The organism is Deinococcus pimensis DSM 21231 (assembly GCF_000519345.1).
In the GTDB taxonomy this organism is placed as follows: Bacteria; Deinococcota; Deinococci; order Deinococcales; family Deinococcaceae; genus Deinococcus_A; species Deinococcus_A pimensis.
Map to the genome: position 1 here is coordinate 21278 of NZ_KI912627.1, position 3339 is coordinate 24616.

The following is a 3339-nucleotide window of genomic DNA, read 5'->3' on the forward strand; positions in this document are numbered from 1 at the left end:
CGGTCCCCGTGCCGGGCCGCTTCGAGACGGTGGCGCGCGCGGGCGGTCTGCGCTTCGTGGACGACAGCATCGCGACGCGGACGCTCGCGGTGCGCGCGGCGCTCGAACGCGCCGAGGGGCCCGTCGCGTGGCTCGTCGGCGGACGCGACAAGGGCGCGGACCTGGACGCCCTCGTGGACGCGGCGCGCGCGAAGGTGCGGCACGTCGTGGCCTTCGGGGAGGACGGCGAGCGCTTCGCGCGCGCGCTGGGGCTGCCCACCACCGTGATCGCGACGCGTGATCCCGAAGGCGTCATGCAGGAGGCCGTGGAGGCCGCCGCGCGCGCCCTCGGGGAGCGCGGCACGGTGCTGCTCGCGCCGATCGGGACGAGCTTCGACCTCTACGCGGACTACCGGGCGCGCGGCGCGGCCTTCGCGCGGGCCGCGCGCGACTTCGCCGCGCGCGCGGGGAGGGGCGCGTGAGCACCACCCTCGTCATCGCGCAGCTGCTGCTGCTGCTGCTCGGCCTGATCGGCGTGGCCACGTCCCGTCCGGACCTCGTGCCGGACCACGCGTCCAAGGTGCTGGTCGCGATCCTCGTGACCTTCGTGCTCTCCAGGCTGCGTCCGCGTGCCTTCCTCAGGATGGCGCTGCCGTTCTTCCTGCTGTCGCTGGTGCTGCTGGTGCTGGTGCTGTTCATCGGGGAGGGCGGCAACGACTCGCCCGTGAAGCGCTGGCTGGACTTCGGCGGACCCTTCCGCTTCCAGCCGTCGGAGTTCGCGAAGCTCGCGCTGGTGCTGCAGCTCGCGTCGTTCTTCTCGCGGCGCGGCACGCAGAAGAAGCTGATCAGCGCGACCGGCATGATCTTCGTGACGACCGCGCTGGTGCTGTTCGAGCCGGACCTCGGCACGACCATCCTGACGTTCACGCTGGGCGTCGTGCTGATCTACTCGGCGGGCGTACGGCTCACGAGCGTCGTCGCGATCCTGTTCGTCGCGACGCTCGGGGCGCTGCCCTTCGCGTCGATCTACCTGGAGAAGCACCCGTACATCCTGGAGCGCGTGAAGGGCCACTCGGAGGAGAAGCTCGACGAGCGTCCGCAGGGCTCCACGCAGATCGACCTCGCGCACCGCGACATGCAGCGCGGCGGCCTGTACGGGCAGGGCCCGGACGGACCGAGGTACAGGTACAGCGCGGACCACACGGACCTCGTGATCGCGAGCGTCGCGTTCTCCACGGGCCTGCTGGGCGTGGCCACCGTGATCTTCGCGTACTGGCTGGTGGTCCAGTCGGGCCTCAGCGTGGCGGACCTCGCGGGGCGCATCCGGCCCCTCACGCCGGAACTGCACGGCGCGAGCATCATGGCGACCGGCGCGATGTTCATGATCGTCTCGCAGGCCTTCGTGAACCTCGCGGTGGCGGTGGGGCTGCTGCCCGTGACGGGCGTGCCGCTGCCGCTCGTGAGCTACGGCTTCTCGTCGCTGCTCGCCAAGAGCGTCGCGTTCGCCGTGATGCACTCCGCCATCCGAGAGGTGCACCGCCACGCGCCGAAGCCCGTCAAGACGCCCACCGTCGTGACGGACGCCGCGCCCGAGGTGCTGCCCAACCCGGCCGACTGAACCCACGAGAATACGAGCGCCCCCGCCCCGCGCGGGGGTCTTTTCGTTTCGTGAAACGCGAGTGCGATGAGCACGGACATTCCTCAGCCTTTGACCGGCACCTCACGCTAGACTCACCTCGTGAGTACCGTCGTTTTGGCCACCGGAGGGACCGGGGGTCACATCTACCCGGCCGTCGCCACCGCCCACGAGCTGAAGTCGCGTGGGTATCGTCCCGTCCTGCTGGGTCAGCGGGGCGGCATGGAGGAACGCATCGCGGGGACCGAGGGCCTGGAGTTCTTCGGGGTGTCGGCGGGCAAGCTCGCCCGGCACAAGCCCGATCCGCGTGAGCTGTGGCGCGCGGCGCGCGGATTCCGGGAGGCGCGGGTGTTCCTGGCGGGCACGCGGCCCCTGTGCGTGGTGGGCTTCGGGGGGTTCGCGAGCCTGCCGGGCGTGCTGGGCGCGCAGAGCCTCGGCATTCCGACGCTGCTGCACGAGCAGAACGCGCGGCTCGGCCTGACGCAGCGGATGGCGCTTCGCCGCGCGCGGGGCGTGGCGACGTCGTACCCGAAGGTGCTGGGCCTCCCGCCGGAGCGCGGGACGCTCGTGGGGATGCCGGTGCGCGAGGCGCGGGTGGACCGCGCGGAGGCGCTGCGCACGCTGGGCCTGCAGGACGGTCCCCTCACGATCTACGTGATGGGCGGCTCGCAGGGCAGCGTGGCCCTCAACGAGGCCGTGCCGGGCGCGCTGGAGCACCTGTTCGGCGCGGAGGGCCTGTGGCGCGACGGGAGCGTGCAGGTGATCCACTCGTCGGGCGTGAAGTGGATCCGTGACGTGACGGGGCGGGTGCAGCACCTGGAGTGGTACCGCGCGAGCGGCTTCGTGGACTCGGTGGCGGCGTGGAGCGTCGCGGACCTCGCGGTGACGCGGGCGGGCACGGGCACGCTCGCGGAGGCGGCCTTCCACGGGGTGCCGCTCGTGATGGTGCCCCTCCCGACGAGCGCGGAGAACCACCAGCTCCACAACGCCCGCGCGGTCGAGGAGAGCGGCGCGGGCGTCGTCGTGGAGCAGTCGCAGCTCAGCGGCAGGCTCGCGGAGGCGGTGCTAGAGTGTCTTCCGTCGGACGTCCGGACGCGCATGCGGCAGAGCGCGCTGGCGCGTTCTCCGCGCCGCGGAGGGCCTGTGGCGCGACGGGAGCGTGCAGGTGATCCACTCGTCGGGCGTGAAGTGGATCCGTGACGTGACGGGGCGGGTGCAGCACCTGGAGTGGTACCGCGCGAGCGGCTTCGTGGACTCGGTGGCGGCGTGGAGCGTCGCGGACCTCGCGGTGACGCGGGCGGGCACGGGCACGCTCGCGGAGGCGGCCTTCCACGGGGTGCCGCTCGTGATGGTGCCCCTCCCGACGAGCGCGGAGAACCACCAGCTCCACAACGCCCGCGCGGTCGAGGAGAGCGGCGCGGGCGTCGTCGTGGAGCAGTCGCAGCTCAGCGGCAGGCTCGCGGAGGCGGTGCTAGAGTGTCTTCCGTCGGACGTCCGGACGCGCATGCGGCAGAGCGCGCTGGCGCGTTCTCCGCGCGGGGCGGCGGGCAAGCTCGCCGATCTCGTGGAGGCCACGGTCAGCGCCCGTCCCGCGCCCGCGTCCGGCGAGTCGAGCCCCATCTGAACGTACCCCCCTCGCCCCCAGCGGGGCGAGTCACCGAAACGAGTGGCACCATGACGAAGCAGCACTATCACCTGATGGGCGTGGGAGGGATCGGCGTGAG

4 protein-coding genes are annotated in these 3339 nt (G+C 72.4%); all 4 read left to right on the forward strand.

Features of this window, described 5'->3' with window-relative positions; translation table 11 throughout:
• Positions 1-461: glutamate ligase domain-containing protein (locus tag DEIPI_RS0103320; protein ID WP_281173174.1), on the forward strand; the 461-nt coding region annotated here is incomplete at its 5' end.
• The gene (locus DEIPI_RS0103325; protein WP_027480845.1) at positions 458-1597 is read left to right on the forward strand and encodes an FtsW/RodA/SpoVE family cell cycle protein; all 1140 of its coding nucleotides are present in this window, start codon (positions 458-460) and stop codon (positions 1595-1597) included. The genes DEIPI_RS0103320 and DEIPI_RS0103325, both read left to right, overlap by 4 nt.
• A 120-nt stretch (positions 1598-1717) precedes the next feature.
• Entirely contained in the window at positions 1718-2815 is a 1098-nt protein-coding gene (gene murG / locus DEIPI_RS28145) for an undecaprenyldiphospho-muramoylpentapeptide beta-N-acetylglucosaminyltransferase (RefSeq protein ID WP_045233558.1), read from the forward strand.
• The gene (locus tag DEIPI_RS0103335; RefSeq protein ID WP_245588500.1) at positions 2799-3239 is read left to right on the forward strand and encodes a glycosyltransferase; all 441 of its coding nucleotides are present in this window, start codon (positions 2799-2801) and stop codon (positions 3237-3239) included. Before murG ends, DEIPI_RS0103335 begins: the two co-directional genes overlap by 17 nt.
• Positions 3240-3339: the final 100 nt, after the last annotated feature.